Origin of the sequence: Pseudodesulfovibrio karagichevae, from assembly GCF_041414475.1 — a bacterium.
Lineage (GTDB): Bacteria > Desulfobacterota > Desulfovibrionia > Desulfovibrionales > Desulfovibrionaceae > Pseudodesulfovibrio > Pseudodesulfovibrio karagichevae.
This window is the reverse complement of the sequence record NZ_JBGLYH010000005.1, coordinates 75,914-94,049: the sequence shown is the minus strand read 5'-3', so window position 1 is coordinate 94,049 and position 18,136 is coordinate 75,914. Positions and strand designations below refer to the sequence as shown.

20 protein-coding genes are annotated in these 18,136 nt (G+C 66.8%); 9 read left to right on the top strand and 11 right to left on the bottom strand.

Going from position 1 to position 18,136, the window contains the following annotated elements; genetic code table 11:
• Nucleotides 1–2 precede the first annotated feature (2 nt).
• The 3 genes from AB6M95_RS03495 (at nt 3) to AB6M95_RS03485 (ending at nt 2,471) form a co-directional block, all read left to right on the top strand.
• Nucleotides 3–896 (top strand): ABC transporter substrate-binding protein, encoded by an 894-nt coding sequence (locus AB6M95_RS03495; protein WP_371385343.1) that lies wholly within the window; start codon nt 3–5, stop codon nt 894–896.
• A 70-nt stretch (nt 897–966) separates the two neighbouring features.
• Nucleotides 967–1,680 (top strand): precorrin-2 C(20)-methyltransferase, encoded by a 714-nt coding sequence (gene cobI, locus AB6M95_RS03490; RefSeq protein WP_371385342.1) that lies wholly within the window; start codon nt 967–969, stop codon nt 1,678–1,680.
• Nucleotides 1,677–2,471 (top strand): sirohydrochlorin cobaltochelatase, encoded by a 795-nt coding sequence (locus AB6M95_RS03485; protein WP_371385341.1) that lies wholly within the window; start codon nt 1,677–1,679, stop codon nt 2,469–2,471. The genes cobI and AB6M95_RS03485 overlap by 4 nt, the downstream gene beginning before the upstream one ends.
• Before the next feature lie 166 nt (nt 2,472–2,637).
• Here the strand turns inward: AB6M95_RS03485 and AB6M95_RS03480 are convergent, their stop codons facing one another.
• Nucleotides 2,638–3,513 carry an alpha/beta fold hydrolase gene (locus tag AB6M95_RS03480; RefSeq protein WP_371385340.1) on the bottom strand — a complete coding sequence of 292 codons (876 nt, stop codon included), beginning with the start codon at nt 3,511–3,513 and terminating at the stop codon, nt 2,638–2,640.
• 128 nt (nt 3,514–3,641) lie between these two features.
• Between AB6M95_RS03480 and AB6M95_RS03475 the strand changes: the two genes are divergently transcribed.
• From AB6M95_RS03475 to lipA, 4 genes are read left to right on the top strand one after another with little or no spacing between them, the layout of a single operon-like run.
• Entirely contained in the window at nt 3,642–5,198 is a 1,557-nt protein-coding gene (locus AB6M95_RS03475; protein ID WP_371385339.1) for an ASKHA domain-containing protein, read from the top strand.
• Nucleotides 5,188–6,300, top strand: coding sequence for a small ribosomal subunit Rsm22 family protein (locus AB6M95_RS03470; protein ID WP_371385338.1), 1,113 nt, complete (start codon nt 5,188–5,190; stop codon nt 6,298–6,300). Before AB6M95_RS03475 ends, AB6M95_RS03470 begins: the two co-directional genes overlap by 11 nt.
• Before the next feature lie 9 nt (nt 6,301–6,309).
• Nucleotides 6,310–6,969: a lipoyl(octanoyl) transferase LipB gene (gene lipB / locus AB6M95_RS03465; protein WP_371385337.1), complete on the top strand. Its 660-nt coding sequence runs from the start codon at nt 6,310–6,312 to the stop codon at nt 6,967–6,969.
• Complete coding sequence (gene lipA, locus AB6M95_RS03460) at nt 6,899–7,768, top strand: lipoyl synthase (protein WP_371385336.1); 870 nt, start codon at nt 6,899–6,901, stop codon at nt 7,766–7,768. Before lipB ends, lipA begins: the two co-directional genes overlap by 71 nt.
• Before the next feature lie 177 nt (nt 7,769–7,945).
• On the opposite strand, the gene recJ is transcribed toward lipA, so the two are convergent.
• The 9 genes from recJ to mtaB all read right to left on the bottom strand — a co-directional run bounded on the left by recJ (nt 7,946) and on the right by mtaB (nt 15,817).
• Nucleotides 7,946–9,592 (bottom strand): single-stranded-DNA-specific exonuclease RecJ, encoded by a 1,647-nt coding sequence (gene recJ, locus AB6M95_RS03455; RefSeq protein WP_371385335.1) that lies wholly within the window; start codon nt 9,590–9,592, stop codon nt 7,946–7,948.
• Nucleotides 9,593–9,667: 75 nt separating this feature from the next.
• Nucleotides 9,668–10,528 carry an HDOD domain-containing protein gene (locus AB6M95_RS03450; protein WP_371385334.1) on the bottom strand — a complete coding sequence of 287 codons (861 nt, stop codon included), beginning with the start codon at nt 10,526–10,528 and terminating at the stop codon, nt 9,668–9,670.
• A 42-nt stretch (nt 10,529–10,570) separates the two neighbouring features.
• Complete coding sequence (locus AB6M95_RS03445; RefSeq protein ID WP_371385333.1) at nt 10,571–11,464, bottom strand: tetratricopeptide repeat protein; 894 nt, start codon at nt 11,462–11,464, stop codon at nt 10,571–10,573.
• Between the two features lie 9 nt (nt 11,465–11,473).
• The gene (gene pyrF, locus AB6M95_RS03440) at nt 11,474–12,178 is read right to left on the bottom strand and encodes an orotidine-5'-phosphate decarboxylase (protein WP_371385332.1); all 705 of its coding nucleotides are present in this window, start codon (nt 12,176–12,178) and stop codon (nt 11,474–11,476) included.
• On the bottom strand, nt 12,171–12,812 hold the full coding sequence (gmk, locus tag AB6M95_RS03435) for a guanylate kinase (RefSeq protein WP_371385331.1): 642 nt from the start codon (nt 12,810–12,812) through the stop codon (nt 12,171–12,173). Before gmk ends, pyrF begins: the two co-directional genes overlap by 8 nt.
• On the bottom strand, nt 12,813–13,067 hold the full coding sequence (locus tag AB6M95_RS03430) for a DUF370 domain-containing protein (RefSeq protein ID WP_071546552.1): 255 nt from the start codon (nt 13,065–13,067) through the stop codon (nt 12,813–12,815).
• A 6-nt stretch (nt 13,068–13,073) separates the two neighbouring features.
• Nucleotides 13,074–13,955, bottom strand: coding sequence for a YicC/YloC family endoribonuclease (locus AB6M95_RS03425; RefSeq protein ID WP_371385330.1), 882 nt, complete (start codon nt 13,953–13,955; stop codon nt 13,074–13,076).
• A gap of 42 nt (nt 13,956–13,997) precedes the next feature.
• Complete coding sequence (locus AB6M95_RS03420; RefSeq protein ID WP_371385329.1) at nt 13,998–14,531, bottom strand: DUF4416 family protein; 534 nt, start codon at nt 14,529–14,531, stop codon at nt 13,998–14,000.
• Nucleotides 14,528–15,817, bottom strand: a complete 1,290-nt coding sequence (gene mtaB / locus AB6M95_RS03415; protein WP_371385328.1) for a tRNA (N(6)-L-threonylcarbamoyladenosine(37)-C(2))-methylthiotransferase MtaB — start codon at nt 15,815–15,817, stop codon at nt 14,528–14,530. The genes AB6M95_RS03420 and mtaB overlap by 4 nt, the downstream gene beginning before the upstream one ends.
• A gap of 61 nt (nt 15,818–15,878) precedes the next feature.
• Between mtaB and AB6M95_RS03410 the strand changes: the two genes are divergently transcribed.
• Nucleotides 15,879–16,487 (top strand): tetratricopeptide repeat protein, encoded by a 609-nt coding sequence (locus AB6M95_RS03410; RefSeq protein ID WP_371385327.1) that lies wholly within the window; start codon nt 15,879–15,881, stop codon nt 16,485–16,487.
• A gap of 3 nt (nt 16,488–16,490) precedes the next feature.
• Here the strand turns inward: AB6M95_RS03410 and mnmA are convergent, their stop codons facing one another.
• The gene (gene mnmA / locus AB6M95_RS03405; RefSeq protein ID WP_371385326.1) at nt 16,491–17,528 is read right to left on the bottom strand and encodes a tRNA 2-thiouridine(34) synthase MnmA; all 1,038 of its coding nucleotides are present in this window, start codon (nt 17,526–17,528) and stop codon (nt 16,491–16,493) included.
• A 221-nt stretch (nt 17,529–17,749) separates the two neighbouring features.
• Here mnmA and AB6M95_RS03400 point away from each other — a divergent pair, with 221 nt between their 5' ends.
• Nucleotides 17,750–18,100, top strand: coding sequence for a hypothetical protein (locus AB6M95_RS03400; RefSeq protein ID WP_371385325.1), 351 nt, complete (start codon nt 17,750–17,752; stop codon nt 18,098–18,100).
• Nucleotides 18,101–18,136: the final 36 nt, after the last annotated feature.

The window sequence follows — 18,136 nt, the reverse complement described above, 5'->3', positions numbered from 1 at the left end:
TTTTGAAACGCCTTCTTTTCACCTTCGCCTTCATCCTGCTTTTCTGTTCCACCGCCCAGGCCCGGACCCTCACCGACGACTCGGGCCGGACCATCACCTTCGACAAGCCGTTCACCCGGATCATCTCCCTGTACGGCGCGCACACCGAAAACCTCTTCAGCCTCGGCCTGGACGAACAGATCATCGGCGTGTCCACGGGCGAGGACTATCCCGCCGCCGCCCTGGCCAAACCGGCCTTCAACGCCCGTGACGGGGTGGAGAAGTTCCTGGCCGCCAAGCCCGACCTGATCCTCGTCCGGCCCATGCACATGCGCGCCTACGCCGGGCTGTGGGCCGCGCTTGCGCGCCACGGCGTCACCGTGGTCTCGCTCCAGCCCGACTCCATTGAGGCCATGTTCGGCTACTGGCGCACTCTGGGCGCCCTGACCGGCCGCCAGATGAAGGCCGAATACATGGTCGAGGACTTCCGCGACGGCGTGCGCCGCGCCGAGGACCGCCTGTCCACCATCCCCGTGGAGGAGCGGCCCGGCGTGTTCTTCGAGTCCATCCACAGCAAGACCGCCACCTTCTCGCCCGGCTCCATGCCCCTGTTCGTCCTGGAGAAGGCGGGCGGCGTCAACGTGGCCGCCGACGCCCGGCCCCGCCACGGCACCAACATCGCGGAGTACGGCCTGGAACGGCTGCTGAACAAGGGCAGCGCGATCGACGTCTACCTGGCCCAGCGTGGAACCATGAACGACGTCACCGCCAAGGACATCGTGGGCAGCCCGGCCGCCTCGCGCATCAAGGCCGTCCTGACCCGCAACGTCTTCCTGGTGGACGAGCACCTGGTCTCGCGCCCCACCCTGCGGCTGCTCGAAGGCATCGACACCGTGTACCAGCTCCTGCATCCCTAGGCCCCAAGTTGACGCGCCAGCGCAAAACAGACACAGTCGGCTACCGACAAAAACATAACGGATAGACAACGTGACCAAGAAAGGCACCCTCTACGGCATCGGGGTCGGCCCCGGCGACCCGGAACTGCTCACCCTCAAGGCCGTGCGCGTCCTCGGACAGGTGGACGTGATCTTCGCCGCCGCCTCCACCAAGAACGACTATTCCACGGCCTATTCCATCGCCCGGCCGCATCTCAAGGACGATGTGCGCATCGTCCGCCTGGGCTTCCCCATGACCAAGGACCAGGACGCCCTGAACGAGGCCTGGACCGAAAACGCCCGGCTCGTGGCCGAGGTCCTGGACAACGGCGAGGACGCCGCCTTCCTGACCCTGGGCGACCCCCTGACCTACTCCACATACGGCTACCTGCAGCGCACCCTGCTGGCCACGAACCCGGACCTGCGCCTGCGCGTCGTCCCGGGCATCACCTCCTTCCACGCCGCCGCCGCGCGCATCGGCCTGGTCCTGTGCGAGTCCAAGGAGTCCCTGCTGATCACCTCGGGCGTGGCCGACTCCGCCCGCCTGGAGGAGCAGCTGAATTCCGCCGACAACGCGGTCATCCTCAAGGCGTACAAGAACTTCGACGAGATCCGCGCCCTGCTGACCAAGCTCCGCCTGGCCGACACCACGGTGCTCGTCTCCCGCCTGGGCATGGACGAGGAGTCCATCCTCATGGACATCAAGGACGCCCCCAAGCAGCCGCACTACTTCTCCCTGGCCCTGGTCAAGAGGAACAAGCCGTGAGCACCGCCATCGTCCTGGCCGCCTTCGGCTCGCGCCACAAGAACGCCATGGCCTCGCTGACCCACATCACCGAACGGGTCCGGGCCGCCTACCCGGACATCCCCGTGCGCGTGGCCTACACCTCCAAGACCATCCGGGGGCACATGAAGAAGGCGGGCGAAGCGGTGGACTCCGTGCCCGCCGCACTGGACAGGCTCCTGAGCGAGGGCGTGACCCACGTGGCCGTCCAGTCCCTGCACCTCATCCCCGGCACCGAATTCCACTATCTCCTTGGCCTGGCCAACGAGCTCATGCTCCGCCAGGGCGGCTTCTCCCGCGTGGAGGTCGGCTTCCCTCTGGTGGCCGGCGAAGCGGGCGTGGAGCAGGTGGCCGACGCGGTCCTGGCCATCGCCGAGCAGGGCAGGGGCGAGAACGACGCCGTGCTCTTCATGGGCCACGGCACCAAGCACGACGGCAACGTCTACTACGAGGCCCTGCACCGCGCCTTCCAGCAGCGCGACCCGTCCGTGCACATGGGGGTTATGGAAGCCGAACCCGGCATCGACGCGATCATCGAACGGTTCACCCGCGACGGCGTCAAAAAGGCCCACCTCCTGCCTTTCCTCTTCGGCGCGGGCTGGCACGCCGCCCGCGACATGGTCGGCGATTCCGAGACCAGTTGGAAGACCCGCCTGGAAAAGGCGGGCATCCAGTGCGAGGCCGTGCTCAAGGGCGCGGGCGAATACGACCAGCTCGTGGACATCTGGCTCAGCCACCTCCACGACGCGCTGGCGCGCATGAACCGCTGTTAGCGGTTGCCCCCGGGCCCCCATCCCCTCTTCCTTCCTAAACTTTTTGCGCCGCTTCGCGGAGGGCGGTGGTGTGCGGCATGGTGTGCCGTGTCTCCGGGGTGGTACGGGCTCGGGACGGGGACAAAGGGAAAGGTCCGGGAACGCCTTTGGATCAGGCGGGCCGCTGTTACCGGGCCGCCTGCCGCATGTGATCGGCCATGGCGTCCACGATGCGCGGCCAGACCGGCGTGGGCAGGTCGTGGCCCATGCCCTCGATGACCAGCAGTTTCGCGCCCGGTATGAGCCGGGCCGTCTCCCTGCCGCCCTCCAAGGACATGAAGGGGTCCCTGTCGCCGTGGATCACGAGCGTGGGGGCCTGGATCGAGGCGATGGAGGATTTCCGGTAGCCGTGGGCCACGACGGCCAGCCCCTGGCGGGCCATGCCCTGCGGATAGTAGGACCGGTCGAAACTCTCGCCCAGAAGACGCCGCAGCCGTTCCTCCTCAAAGGGAAAACCGGGGCTCCACAGCTTCCGCCACATGTCCGTCTGGTGCGTGACGAACGCCTCGCGCTCGGCCGGGATGGGCTTGTACACCTCGGCCAGGACATCGTCCGCGATCCCGGGCAGTTCGGGGTTCCCCGTGCTCGACATGATGGACGTCAGGCTCAGGACGCGCGCCGGGTGCCGGTAGGCCACGACCTGGGCGATCATGCCGCCGACCGAAGCGCCGCAGACGTGCGCCCTGTCGATATGAAGGGCGTCGAGCAGGCTCACTGCGTCATCCGCCATGTCCTCGAGGGTGTAGGCGGGCGTCACGGGCTGACCGGCCATGGCCGCCGCGATGTCGGGCACGCCCGCCTCGTCGAACTTGGTGGACAGGCCTATGTCCCGGTTGTCGAAACGGATCACGTAACATCCCCGCTCCGCCAGCATCTCGCAGAACCCGGCCTCCCAGTAGATCATCTGGCTTCCGCCGCCCATGATCAGCAACAACGCCGGTCCCTTGTCATCGCCGAACGTATCGTACTCAATGTCAATGCCATTTGCCTTTATCCGAGACATGATGCCTTCCTTTCGGTTGATTCTCCGCCGACCCAAATCCCTACCAACTTCCTCCTCCGCTGCCAACCCGATGACCGCCGTTTACACGGCTCGCCCCTTGGGCTAGTCTGCCCCCCTACGGAGACGACGTGAGCATACTGATACACACCCATGACGGCGGGCGCTTCGCCCTGGAGCCCAAGCCCGGCGACACCCTGGCCCGGACCATCTTTCTCTCCCGGCTGTGGCACAGCGTGCCGCTCTGCTCGGGCCTGGGCAAGTGCGGCCTGTGCCGCGTGCGCTTCCTCAAGGATGCACCCGAAGCGAACCGCGACGAACTGAAGAAGCTCGGGCAGGAGCGGCTCGACCAGGGCTGGCGGCTCGCCTGCCTGCACCCGTCCGAACCGTGCGAGATCGAGCTGCCCGAGCCGGTGCGCAGCCAGCGCGCCGTGCGCGCCCTGAAGCAGGCCTGCGGCGACTTCGCCCTGGCCGTGGACCTGGGCACCACGTCCGTCCACTGGACCGCCCTGGTGAACGGCGAACCCGTGGCCACGGGCCGCGAGCTCAACCCGCAGATGGGCATGGGCTCCGAGGTCATGTCCCGGCTGGCCGCCGCGTCCACGGCGGAGGGACGGTTCGTGCTCCGCGCCCTGATCACCGACCGCATCACCGAACTGGCCCAGCTCGCCGCCCGCAACCTGGGCGGCCAATGCATCGGCCTGGCCGTGTCCGGCAACCCGGCCATGACCTACATCCTGCTCGGCAAGAAGCCCGACGACCTGGCGACCGCGCCCTACGAACTGACCTATTTCGGTGGCGACGAGAAGCGGCTGGGTGCGGGGCTGCCACCGGCCTACATCCCGCCCCTGCTCGCGCCCTTTGTCGGGGCGGACCTGTCCGCCGGGCTGACCGCCGTGGAGTACGGCGGCGAGCCGCAGTATCCGTTTCTCCTGGCCGACCTCGGCACCAACGGCGAGTTCATCCTGGCCCTGTCGCCCGAAAAGCGGCTGTGTGCCAGCGTGCCCATGGGCCCGGCCCTGGAGGGCGTGGGGTTGTCCTTCGGGCGCACCGCCGGGCCCGGCGCGATCACCGGCTTCCGGCTGACCCCCAAGGGCCTCGACATCCGCTATTTCGACGACTCGGACGCCGCCCAGGCCACGAGAACGGGCATGACCGGCACGGGCTACCTGTCCCTGGCCGCGGTGCTGCGCGCCCACGGCGTGCTGGACGAGACCGGGCGCTTCGCCAAGGGGACCACGCCCCTGGCTGCGAGGCTGGCCCAACGGGTCACGGCCTTGGACGGCGAGCCCGCCTTCGCGGTCAATGACGAGATCCGGCTCCCGGCCTCGGACGTGGAGGAGATCCTCAAGGTCAAGGCGGCCTTCAACCTGGCCGTGTCCGCCCTGCTGGGGGCCGCCGGGATCGGCCCGGGCGGGCTGAAACAAATCTATCTGGCCGGGGCGCTGGGCGAGCATGTCTCGCCCGCCGACCTGGAGACCCTGGGCTTCCTGCCTCCGGGTTGCGCGGCCCGGACGATCAAAGCGGGCAACACGTCGCTCAAGGGCACCGAGCTGCTCCTGGCCGACCCGGCGGCGCGCGCCTTCGCCGAATCCCTGCCCGAGGGGCTGACCCGCGTGGACCTGACCGGCGACGCCGATTTCGGCGACCACTTCATCCAAAGGATGCGTTTTTCCTATGTCGATTGACGGCCTGTTTCCCAACCTGACCGAGGACAACGTCGAACAGCTCGCCTGCTTCGTCGACCTGCTCAAGCGTACCTGGCCGCTCAAGGGCAGGCACCGCGAACAACTGAAGTACGACATCCGCGACATGTCGCGCAGCCTGACCAACGAGCGGTCCACCCGGCGCAAGGAGTACATGACCGACGACAAGTTCCTGTCGCCGTACCTCTACTATTTCCTGCCCTGGAACCTGTTCCGCCTGTCCCGGCTGTTCTCCGGCCTGGAGCTGGACATCCCCGAGGACGGCCAGGTGGCGGACCTGGGCACGGGCCCGCTGACCACGGTCCTGGCCCTGTGGATGTCCCGGCCGCACCTGCGCGGACGGCGGCTGAACTTCACCTGCCTGGACATCGCGCCCAAGACCATGCACACCGGGCTCAAGCTCTTCCAGGCCCTGGCGGGCGAGGACTCCCCCTGGCGCATCAAGACGGTCAAGGCCGGATTCACGGACCACATCCGCGACAAGGCCGACCTGCTCATGGCCGCCAACGCCTTCAACGAGCTGGACTGGTCCGGCCGGTCCACCCGGCCCCAGGCCGAGAAGCTGGCCACGCACATGATCGGCTCCACCAAGGAGACCGGGCGCATCCTGCTCGTGGAGACCGGCGTGCGCCTGGCCGGGCGGATCATAGCCGAGATGCGCGCCCAGTTCCTGGAAAAGGGCTACAAGCCCATCGCGCCCTGCCCGCACACGGGCGAGTGCCCCATGCCCGCCCTGGGCCAGGGGCCGTGGTGCCACTTCAACTTCTCCACTAAGGGCGCGCCCGCGTGGCTGGAGCAGGTTTCCAGGGAATCGTCCCTGGAAAAGGACAACGTGAGCCTCAACTTTCTCTACCTGTCGCCCGGCGGCGCCTCGGAATGGGGCGCGGTGCGGGCCGTGTCCGAGCCCTTCAAGCTGCACGGCGGCAAGGGCCAGTACGCCTGCTCGGACAAGGGGCTGACCCTGATCGAGTACGCGGCCGGAACGCGGCCCCTGTTCCCGGGCCAACTGATCGTGCCCAACTGGCCGCAGAATCCCAAGACCGACCTCAAGTCCAAGGCGCTCATCCTCCCCTACAAACCCTAAGAGCGAGCAATGAAGATCATCGATCTCGGGCTGATCGGCTACAAGGAAGCCGAGGCCCTGCAACTGAAAACCCTGGACGCCGTGACCACCGGCGAACAGGACAACACCGTATTCCTGCTGGAGCACCCCAAGGTCATCACCCTGGGCCGCCTGGGCGGAGCCGAAAACCTGCACCTGGACCCCGAGGAGCTGCAGCACGACGGCATCGGCCTGGTCCAGACCACGCGCGGAGGAAACATCACCTGCCACTTCCCCGGCCAGCTGGTGGCCTACCCCATCTGGCGGGTGGAGAAGCGCCCCGGCGGCATGCGCAAGTTCTTCCACGACATGGAACAGGCGGTCATCGACACCTGCGCGCATTACGGAGTCGAGACCATCCGCCGTCCCAAGCATCCGGGCGTCTGGGTGGACGAAACGCGCAAGATATGTTCCATGGGCATCGGCGTGCGCCGCTGGGTGACCTATCACGGCCTGGCCCTGAACGTCGCCCGCGACACGAGCCTTTTCAACGCCATCACCCTGTGCGGCATCCAGGGCGCGGTACCCACTTCCATCTCCGCCGAAGCCGGGCGGGACATAGACATGGAGGACGTCAAGCATGTCTTCAAACGAGCCTTTGCAAAAGCCTTTGCGGATACCGCCGTGGTTGCGGATCAAGCTGCCGAGTAACGAGAATTTCTCCAACACCTCGGAGCTCATCGGCGACCTGCACCTGAACACGGTCTGCCAAAGCGCCAAGTGCCCCAACAAATGGGAGTGCTTCTCCAAGAACGTGGCCACGTTCCTGATCATGGGGGCCATTTGCACGCGCAACTGCGCCTTCTGCAACATCGCCTCGGGCGACATGGAGCCGCTGGACCCGACCGAGCCCGCCCGCGTGGCCGAGGCCGCAAGACGTCTTGCGCTCAAGCACGTGGTCATCACCTCGGTCACCCGCGACGATCTCCCGGACGGCGGCTCGAACCACTTCGCGGCCACCATCCGGGCCGTGCGCGAGACCATGCCCGAGTGCACCGTGGAAGTGCTCATCCCGGACTTCCAGGGAGACGAACCGGCGCTGGGGGCCGTGCTCGACGCGCACCCCAACGTGCTCAACCACAACCTGGAGACCGTGCCGGTCCTGTACGACGCCATCCGGCCCCAGGCGAACTACCGCCAGTCCCTGGCCCTGCTGGAGAACGCCAAGCGCATGGCCACGGACATCCCGACCAAGTCCGGCATCATGGTCGGCCTGGGCGAGACCGACGAGCAGATCATGACCGTACTGGACGACCTGGCGGCGATTGACTGCGACATCGTGACCATCGGCCAGTACATGCAGCCCAGCCGCCAGCACCCCATGGTCAAACGGTACGTGGAGCCCGAAGTCTTCGAGATGTACGCCGAGGAAGGCAGGAAACGCGGCATCCGCCACATGTTCAGCGCCCCCCTGGTGCGGTCGAGCTACAACGCCGCCGACTTCGTCTAAACGAAGCAGAACCGAACAATGCAAAGGCCGCCCCGGTGACATCACCGGAGCGGCCTTACCTTTTCCTCTATGAACACCCCGCGCCGAAGGCGCATAAACGGGATGCAAGGGTGCGAACCCTTGCCCGCCGGAGGCGAAGTCACCCACCATCGCCGCGCAGCGGCTTCAAGTCCTGATTTAAAAAATCCAGTCCCGAATACGCAGGTCGATGCTCGGAATTCCCCGGAACCTGTCGATCTTGGGAGTGAAGGCGAAGCGCATGACCCGGTTGTGCACGGCGCGGGTCAGGGAGTCGCCCATGCGCCAGGCCTTGCCGGGCAGCTTGGTGCCGGTCTCCTGGTCCTCCAGGACGAGCTTGACGTGCTCGCCCTCGCGGCCGAACAGGGCGTGCTCGGCCACGCGCACGGGCTTGGTGGCGAAGACCGGCTCGGGATTGCCCATGCCGAAGGGCTGGAGCAGTTCGAGTTCCTTGAGCAGGGTGTTGTTGATGTTGGAAAAGGCCAGCTCGTGGTCGAGCTTGAGGGTGGGCGTGAGCGGCTTGGCTCCGAGGGTCGCGACCACGTGGTCGTTGAATTGTTCGCGCAGGGCTTCGAGGTTCTCGGCCTTGAGGGACAGCCCGGCGGCCTGGGCGTGGCCCCCGAACCCTTCGAGCACGTCGGCCACCTCGGCCAGGCCGTCGTGGAGGTTGAACTCCGGGATGCTCCGGCCCGACCCTTTGAGCAGGCCCGGCTCGGACGAGCAGAGCAGCAGCGTGGGCCGGTAGTATTTCTCGGCCACGCGCGAGGCCACGATGCCGATGATGCCCGGATGCCAGTGCTCGGCGTACAGGACCAGCCCGGCCATGTGGCGCATGGTCTCGGCCTGGGCCATGGCCTGGTCCGCGATCTCCTGTTCCTGGCGGCGGCGCTCCATGTTGATGGCGTTGAGCTCCTCGGCAATGGGCATGGCTGAGTCGAAATCCTTGGCGAGCAGCAGGTTCAGGGCCTTTTCCGGGTCGCCCATGCGCCCGGCGGCGTTGATCCTGGGGGCCAGGTGGAAGCCGATCTGCCCGGCCCCGAGCTCGGCCTGGCGGGCGTAGTCGCTGACCACCTTGAGGGCGGCCATGCCGGGCCGTTTGGCGTCCTTGATGACCAGCAGGCCGTTCTTGACCAGGATGCGGTTCTGGCCGGTCAGCCGGACGATGTCCGCGATGGTCCCCAGCGCGACCAGGTCGAGGAGCGGGCGCACGTCCACGCGGTCGCCGGGGAGCATCCCGTTCAGGGCCACCACGAGCATGAAGGCCACGCCCACCCCGGCCAGGTCGTAGCAGGAGCCGCCCTCACCGAGGCGCGGGTCGCATATGGCGTGGGCGTCGGGCAGGGTCTCGCCGGGCAGGTGATGGTCCGTGACCACCACGGTCATGCCCAGCTCGCGGGCGCGGGCCACCGGCGCGATGTCCGAGATGCCGCAGTCCACGGTCAGGAGCATGGTCGCGCCCTGCCCGTGCAGTTGCTCCACGCCCTCGACGTTCATGCCGTACCCTTCCTCCATGCGGTTGGGCAGGTGGTGCATGACGTCCCGGCCGCGCAGGGTGAAGAATTCCTTGATGACCGCCGTGGCCGTGATGCCGTCCACGTCGTAGTCGCCCCACACGGCCAGGGGGCGGCCCTCGGCCAGCCCCCGGGCGATGGTCTCGGCGGCTTCGGCCAGGCCGGGAACCTCGGCAGGGTTGGCCATGTGCCGCAGCAGCGGGCTGAGGAAGCGGTCCATTTCGCCCACGTCGGTCAACCCCCGGTTCCAGAGGATTTCGACGATGAGCGGCGATACGTTCAGTTCCTCGGCCATGGCCGCTGCCGACGACGGCGCGGCCCCCTCATTGCGGGGTTTCCAGATGCAAGGCAAGGCGATTGTCCCGTGTGGTCAGGAGAGAATGTTCACGAATTGTTCGATGTCGTCCGAGTCGACCAGCTCCTCGGCGACTTCCAGAAGGTCGTCCATGTCCACGTCCACGGCCTGGCAGAGCTCGTCCACCCGTTCGCCGTACCGCCCGTCCGGGTCGTCCACGGCGTGAACCACGCTGTCGGCCAGGCTGATGACGTTGGACTCGTTGGAAAATTGCGGCGAGAGGTCCGGCGAATGGTGCCAGTTGACCGGCTCCACCAGGGCGGCGGGCAGGTCCCAGGAGCGCAGCACCAGCGCGCCGATGACCGCGTGGTCCAACCCCCAGTATTCCTCCTCGGCCTCGCTGTCGGTCATCTCTTCGCTCTCGGCCATCTCGCGGATGGCCGACCAGTCGTCCGGGCGCTTCAGGGCGGTGACCAGCTTGCCGAAATCGTGGAGCAGCCCGGAGGTGAACAGGTTTTCCGGCTTGCCCACGCCGATCATGCGGGACAGTTCCCTGGCGACCATGGCCACCAGGAACTGGTGCGCCCAGTACCGCCCCAGATCGAAATCATCGGGCATGGAGTAGCGCCGGGTCAGGCCGGTCACGCCGAGGGCCAGGACGATGTTGCGGATCTCTGCCATGCCGAGCACCGCGGCGGCGCGAGCCACGCTCTGGACCTCGGCCTGCAGGCCGTAATAGGCGGAATTGGCCAGTTTCAGGATGCGTGCGGTCAGCCCCTGGTCCTTGCTCAGGGTCCCGCCCACGTCTTCCATGGAGGCCAGCGACCCGTTGCCGGTCTGGACGAACAGCTGCTTCAGGACCTCGGGCGAAAACGGCAGGTCCTCGCGCATGAGCGGTAGTTCCTGAAGAAAGCCCTGGATTCTATCCTGATTCATGAACACTCCTGCCCCGAGCCGCCGGGCGGCTCACCGGACCGCTTAATCCAGCTTGATGGGCGCCGACGGGACCGGTTTTTCCCCGTTCGCCTCATCCGTATCGACCTTGGACCGCCGACTCGGCATGACTGCCGACACGTCCGGTCCCTCGCCCTTGCCCACATACCCCTTGTCCTCGAGGAAGGCCCAGAACTTCAGACTCGCCTCGAGATTCGGGTTCAGTTCCAGACTCTTGAGCAGATACTTCTTGCATCCCTCGATGTTGCCCTTTTCGAAGTAACAGCGGGCGATGTTGTGGAAGAGGTGCTCGTCGTTCTGCACCAGTTGCTCGGCCCGGAGATAGTATTGCAGCGCCTGATCGTACATCTTGTTCTTGCGCATGTTGATGCCGAAGTCGTTGAACAGATGCTTGTGCTCGGTGTCGAAGGCGGCCTCAAGGCCGACCAGCCGCTCGAAAATGTCGTTGGCCTTGGCCTGGTCGCCCCGGTCGAGGTAGGTCAGCCCCAGGCCGAAATTGGCCCGGACGTTCTCCTCGTCGATGGCCATGGCCTGCTTGTACTCGAACTCGGCGGAATAGGCCGCGCCCCGCTCGCGGTGCTGCTCGCCGCGCACGATGGCGCTGTCCATCTCCTTGATGGCCGGGTAGACCGTGGACACGTAGAATTCGGGTTCGGGATTGAACTTGGTCAGGAAATCGTCACGCGGAATGCTGCGCTTGGGGCCCGAGGGCACGTAATTGCGGTTCAGGGGCTGGACGGAAATTTCGCCGGTGTCGAGCTCCTCGGCGTCCCAGTAGGTCTTCTGGATCGTCTTGCGCTGCGTGGTCCCCGTCCCGACCTTGGCGACGGTCTGCGTGGAGAAGATGCCCTTGATCTTCTCCGCCCCGTCACGCACTATCTCATGCCGGTTTTCGGCACCCTGCCCCTGCTCGGCCATCCAACGCTCCTATCCGGCCCGGCCCATCTCCTCGATGATCGCCCGGGCCGCTTCTTCCGGCCGTTTAGCCCTGGTCACGGGCCTGCCCACCACCAGGAAATCCGATCCGCTGCGCACCGCCTCCGCCGGGGTGACCACCCGCCGCTGGTCCCCGGCCTCGGCCGAGGCCGGACGGATGCCGGGGGTGAGACAGACGAAGCCGCTCCCGCAGGAGGCCTTGATCCGCTCCACCTCCAGGCCCGAGCAGACCACTCCATTTAAGCCATATTGCTTGGCTTTCACAGCCAGGTCAAGGGCCATCTCCGAGGGGCCCGGGGCGTTGGCCACGGGCAGGTCTCCGGCCGCCATGCTGGTCAGCATGGTCACGGCCAGGACCAGGGGGGCGGGCTGTCCGGGGACCGCGCCCTCGGCGCATCCCTCCATGGCCGCGCGGGCCATGCGCTCCCCGCCCAGGGCGTGGATGTTGACCATGTCCGCGCCCAGACGCACGGCCGAGCGCACCGCGCCCTGCACCGTGTTCGGAATGTCGAAGAATTTCAGGTCCAGGAAGACCTTGAACCCCAGCTCCTTGAGCCCGGTGACCACCTTGGGGCCCTCGGCCGTGAACAGCTCCAGGCCGACCTTCATCCACGGGGCCGTGCCCCGCAGGGTCCGGGCCATGGACAGGGCCGTATCCGCGTCCCTGAAGTCCAGTGCGACGACGAGATCAGCCATTGTTTTCCCAGGTCTGCATGATGTTGTCGAGGATGCCGGGCCGCAGCGCGGGCTTGCACCGACCGGCCAGGTACACGGCCTTGAGCTCGGCGTAGGCCTCGTCCAGGTCGTCGTTGACCACCCAGTAGTCGAACCACTCGGCCTGGGCCAGTTCGCCCGAGGCGTTCGCGAGCCGCTTTGCGATGGACTCCTCCGAATCGGTGCCGCGTCCCTTGAGACGGCGCACCAGTTCCTCGCGGGACGGGGGCAGCAGGAAGACGAAGGTGCCCTTGTAGAAGGTCTTCTTCAACTGCTTGGCGCCCTGCACGTCGATGTCGAAGAGCACGTCCTGGCCCTGGTGGAGCATCTCCTCCACGGGCTTGGTGGCCGTGCCGTAGAAGTTGCCGTGGACCTCGGCCCACTCGCAGAACGCGCCCTTGCTGCGCATGGCCACAAAGGTCTCGCGGGACACGAAGTGGTATTCCCGGCCGTCCTGCTCCACGCCGCGCGGCGCGCGGGTGGTGTAGGAGACGGAGAACCCGAAGTCCGGGTACTCCTCCCGCAGCATGGAGATGAGCGTGCTCTTGCCCGTGCCGCTGGGCGCGCAGACCACCAGGACCTGGCCCAGCCTGAATTTATGATCGTCCTGAACCACCTATTCCCCCTCGTCCGCGCTGAAACGCTGCCCGATGGTCTCGGCCTGGATGGCGGACAGGACAACGTGGTTGGAGTCGGTGACGATGATCGCCCTGGTCTTGCGGCCCTGGGTGGCGTCGATCAGCCGCCCCTCGGCGCGGGCGTCCTCGCGCAGCCGCCGCATGGGCGCGCTGGACGGGTTGACGATGGAGATGACCCGGTCAAGCACCACGAAGTTGCCGAAACCGACGTTGAGTAATCCCTGTTTCTGCATGACTACCTACTCGATGTTTTGCACCTGTTCGCGGCAGCGTTCCAGCTCCGCCTTGAAATCCACCACCAACCGGCTGACCTCGGTATCCTGGGCCTTGTTGCCGCAGGTGTTGATCTCGCGGAAGGTCTCCTGCACCAGGAAGTCGAGCTTCTTGCCCACGTCGTCCTTGTCGGCCAGAACCTCGGCCAGCCGCTCCAGATGGGCGTCGAGCCGGGTCAGCTCCTCGGACACGTCGAGCTTGTCCGTGAGGTAGGCCACTTCCTGGAGCATGCGGTCCTCGGAAAATTCGGCGTTGGCCGACTCCAGCATGTCGGTGATGCGCTGCCTGAGACCGGCCTTCTTGGCCTCGAGGATGTCCGGCACGCGCTCGCGGACCTTGTCGGCCAGTTCGCGCAGGGTGGCGAACCGGGCCGTCAGGTCGGCCACCAGCGCTTCGCCTTCCCTGGACCGGGAGTCCACCCAGTCGGCCAGGGCCGCTTCCAGCCCCTTGTTCAGGCTCTCGGCCAGGCCCGGATCGGGCTCGGACCCGTTGTCGCGCCACAGGGACGGCATGCCCAGGATCCGGTTATAGTCCGGGCTGAATATCTCGCCCCGGCTCTCGGCCAGCTTTTCCATCTCGCGGAACATGGCCTGGGCCATGGTCTCATTGAAGGATACGCCGAGCACTCCGGCGTCCAGGACCTCGAGGTTCAGGGAGACGTCCACCCGCCCGCGCGAGGCGTAGGTGCGCACGATGCGCTCCCAGCCGTTCTCCAGCGAGCGCAGGGAGCCGGGCATGCGCCATTTGACGTCCAGGAACCGTCCGTTGACGCTCTTGATCTCCCAGACGTGGGTCCAGGCGTGTTCATTGGTTTCGCACCGGCCGAAGCCGGTCATGCTTACAGGCATATGTTTATCCTTATTGTTGTAAGCCGCGTGTTGTGGGAAAAATCACGTTTGCGGCTTGCTCAGCTTGGTTTTATACGACAGGCGCAGCTTTGTCAGCCGCGTTTTCATGGCCTCCCCCGCGTAATCGGGGAAAGTCCAGGGGAAATCCACCCATTTCCCGCGCTGCCAGATCAGGGTCAGGTCGGCCCAGATGCCGTCGCGCAGGTAGATGCGGTGCGTGAAATTCTTGCCCGTGGCCAGGACCAGCCGCTGCAGGGTCAGGAAGCCGGGGTCCAGGTTGAACCGCCTGCGCCCGTCCGCCGCGAACCGCTGCTCCACCGCGTTGGTCCACAGCTTGATGTCCGCCAGCTCGACCAGGGGGCGCAATCCGTCGAAGGCGATCAGCCGCCGGGTGATGGGCGAGCCCAGCTCCTCGTCGTAGTAGTCGGTCTCGTCGAAGGCGAACGCCTCGGAGGACTCGAACGGGCCGAAACGGGCCGTGAGCTCCGCGCTCACCTCGGGCCAGAACACGTCCCAGTCCGCGCTCAGCACGGAGATGACCAGCAATCCCGGATCGGGCGTCCTGGGCGTGCTCATTCCCCGCCCTCCAAAGGCTCGACGACGACCACGCCCTTGTCCACGCGCACGGGATGCGCCCGGACCAGGGAACGGGGCGCGCACCCGGGCGCGTCCTCGAACCGGCAGGCCGCGTAGTACTGGCTGACCCCGCGCCCGCGCTCGTCCTGGACCAGGACGTCCAGGCGCGGCAGATCGAGCAGCCGCTTCAAAAAGGCGGACTTCTTGCGGGCCACGAGCTTGCGCAGCCGGGCCGCGCGCTCCTTGCGCACCGGTACGTCCACCGCGCCGGGCAGGTCCGCCGCCCTGGTTCCGGGCCGCTCGGAATAGGGGAACACGTGTCCGTAGGTCAGCGGCAGGGCCCGGCAGAGCTCCAGGGTACGCTCGAACTGCGCCTCGGTCTCGCCGGGGAACCCGGTGATCAGGTCCGCGCCCAGTCCCATGACCGGCCAGAACGCCTTGAGCCGTTCCATGAACTCCACGGCGGACTGCGGCGAATAGTGGCCGCGCCCCATGGCCTTGAGAACTTCGGGATCGCCACTTTGCAGAGAAAGATGCAGTTGCGGGCAGACCAGCCGGGACGCGCCGAGCACGTCGAGCGCCTTGTCGGTCAACTGCCCCGGCTCCACGGACGAGATGCGCAGCCGCGCCCGACCGGCCCAGTCCAGGGCGAAGCTCTTTTCCAGGCGAGCCACCAGGTCCCAGAAATCGGGCTTGCCCGCGAGGTCGCGCCCGAAGTGGCGCAGGTTGATGCCACTTAAAATGAACTCGCGGAAGCCCGCGCCGAGCAGCCGGGCGACCTCGGCCTCCACCTCGGCCATATCCCGGCTCACGGACCGGCCGCGCGTCAGGGGCACGATGCAGTAGGTGCAGAAATGGGAGCAGCCGTCCTGAACCTTGACCACAGCCCGGGCCCGGCCGTAGCCGCTGATGGAAAAGGGCGCGAACCGGGGCTTGTCCGGGGCGGTGACGTTCCCTTCGGGGCCGTCCAGCAGCTGCGCCTTGTCCGCCTGGCCCACCACGCGGACCACGCCGGGCAGCGCGGCCAGCTCGTCGGGCATGACCTGGGCCGCGCACCCGGTGACGATGATCCCGGCCTCGGGATTGTCGCGGTGGAAGCGGCGCACGGCCTGGCGCAGGTCGGCCACGGCATTGGCGGTCACGGCGCAGGAGTTGACCAGGATGAGGTCGGCCGCGCGCGGGTCGTCCACCTCGACGGCGTCCCGCCCGGCCCAGGCCTCGGCGATGGACCGGGTCTCGTACTGGTTGATCTTGCAGCCCAGGGTGGCGGTGTGGAAGGTTGTCATGCTAGGATACGTCTGTCCGGTTTGTACAAAAAGTTCATCAACTCTAGCCGAGGTGGCCCCCATGAAGCAAACGAATGCCATTTCCCGCCGCTTGGGCACAAAGTCACGGTTCTCCGCCCTGTTCTCCCTGTTGGCCGCCCTGCTGCTCGCGGGCTGCGTGGGCTCTTCCCTCGGCGTGGGCGTCGGCGTGGGCACCGGCGGGGGCGGCGTGGGCGTCGGCGTCGGCGCGGGCACGACCTCGGTGGGCGTCGGCGCGGGCGGGTTCGGCGTGTCCCTGAACTCCACCGGGGATTTCCTGAACAACGGCCCGAACGAGGCCTATCTCAACAACAAGGCGGGAATCAAGCAGTTGAACGACGGAAATTTCGAGGCGGCCCGCAAAATCTTCACCGACACCCTCGAAAAATACCCGGACCTGCCGGACTCCACCTACTATCTCGGCCTGACGCTCATCTACCTGGGCCAGCGCGAGGCGGGTTTCGGCCTGCTCAAGACCTACCGGGAGCCCCTCTTCTACCGGGCCACCAGCGCAGTGCAGCGCATGGCCGCCTACCTGGAGAAGAAGCCCGAACTGACTGCCGAGGAAATCCACAAGGCCATGAATCGGGAGCGGCGCGACGGGTTCGACCGGGACCTCCGGGAGCGCAGGGAGCTCCAATACGGCCTGTAGCGCCTACAGCGCCTCCTCGATGATCCCGCCGCCGAGCACGGTCCCGGCCTCGTCGTAGACCGCCGCCACCTGGCCGGGCGTGGGCCGGGTGTGCGGCTCCAGAAAATCGAAATACAGTTTGCCGCCGGACAGCCACGCCTTGGCGGGCTTGGCCTTCTGGCGGTAGCGGGTCTGGACCAGCACGGAGCCGGGCCAATCCCTGGCCGGGCACATGAGGTTGACCTGTCCGGCCACGCACCCCTTGGCGTCGAGGAATTCCTTCGGCCCCACGATCAGGGTGTTGGACGCCACGTCCTTGTCCAGGACGTAGAGCGGCTCGGACCACGGAATGCCCAGGCCGCGCCGCTGGCCCTGGGTGTGCCGCCACAGCCCCTGGTGCTCGCCGATGACCCGGCCGTCCGGCAACGCCGCCGGGCCCGGGCCGGACATGTCGCAGCGCGCGGTCAGGAAGTGCTGGTAGTCGTCGTCCGGCACGAAGCAGATTTCCTGGCTTTCGCTCGGCAGCGGCGGGGTCAGGCCGAGCCCTTGGAGGAAAGCGGGCACGTCACGCTTGAAGGTCCGGGCCAGGGGGAACTCGGCCAGGCGCAGCTTCTCCACCGGGACCATGGACAGAAAATAGCTCTGGTCCTTGGCCGCGTCCCGGCCGCGCACCAGCATCCGCCCCTGTTCGCGGTCCTCCATGCTGACGTAGTGGCCCGTAGCCAGCCGGTCGGCCCCGAGGTTGCGGGCCGCGTCGAAGAGGACCCCGAACTTCATGCGCGGGTTGCACATGGCGCACGGGTTGGGCGTCAGCCCGGCCCTGTATTCGGCCACGAACGGCTTGATCACCCGGTCGTCGAAGGCCTGGTGCAGATCCAGGGCGTGGAACGGCACGCCGAGCGTATCGCACGCCCTGGCCAGCCCCTCGGCCACCCGCTCCCAGGCCGTGGAAGGCGGCAGGAAATGGCCGTGCACGGCCAAAAGCTCCTCGTCCCGCTCCTGGAGCAGGGCGAGCGCGAGCAGGCTGTCCATGCCGCCCGAAACGGCCACGGCGATGGTCATCGGTATTTTCCCCCGTGCGTCATGTGCGGCATCCTACGAAACCGGGAGAAAAATGGGAAGACATTATAATATGGAGGTATCCCGGTGTGATGCTCTGTCCGGCTCCGTTTCCGGCAGCCCCCAAAGGAGCTCCGCATGCCCCCCCCGGAGAGCGCTCCGGGCGGCCTTTCCGCCCTCCTTCCGGGTTGCCTGGCCTTCGGCAATCGGCTATGGGTCGGGCTATGGAATATCAATATCACGGCATCGGCTTTCTCGCTTTCGTCGGACTCTTCTTTCTGGCCGGTTTCTTCGGCCTCTTCCGGGCCTGGCTCGGCATAGCCGCCGCCACCGTCGTCGCGGCCTTGGCCAACTACCTGCTGGACGACACCGCCATCGGCCTGATCGCCGGGACGGCGGGCGGCCTGGCCACGGGCGTGGGCGGCGCGGTCATCATCCCCCTGCTCCGGGCCGGACGCCACGGCGGACAAGCCTCGAACATCCGGTTCGTGAACCACGGGGCCATGGGCCGGACGGACCTCAACTACAACTGGATGAAGGACGACAACGTCGAGGAACCAGGCCAGAGGCGATAAGCCGGCCTCCCGATAATCAGCCAATAAAAAAAGCTG